Here is a 374-nt window from a genome sequence, read left to right as displayed (position 1 = left end):
GCAGCCGGTAAATCTACTGAGAAAGAGCCGTCAGGTAATACGGTGGTGGTGAAACTTTGGGTATCGCTGTCACTGTCGGTGACTTCGATACTGATCACTGCACCAATTTCATCACAGGTCCCGCTGATGGTGGGGGTGGCACTGTTGAGGTTAGACAAAGCATCTAGGTTCAGTATTGGGAGCGTGAGATCGATAAGGCCAGAGGTGCTAACCGAAGCCAGATTCCCCGCGTTGTCCAGCACCGACACATCCACATTGAGCAAGCCTTCCGACGCGGCAGCCGGTAAATCTACTGAGAATGAACCGTCAGGTAATACGGTGGTTGTGAAGGTCTGGGTATCGCTGTCACTGTCGGTGACTTCGATACTGATCAC

General features: G+C 52.4%; 1 pseudogene. It reads right to left on the bottom strand.

Going from position 1 to position 374, the window contains the following annotated elements:
- Window positions 1–374, bottom strand: a pseudogene (locus V5298_RS20900) (RTX toxin); the annotation flags it as partial.

The sequence above is a fragment of the Alteromonas sp. 14N.309.X.WAT.G.H12 genome (assembly GCF_036697315.1).
In the GTDB taxonomy this organism is placed as follows: domain Bacteria; phylum Pseudomonadota; class Gammaproteobacteria; order Enterobacterales; family Alteromonadaceae; genus Alteromonas.
Note: the sequence above shows the minus strand (reverse complement) of the source record. Positions and strands in the feature narration are given on the sequence as shown.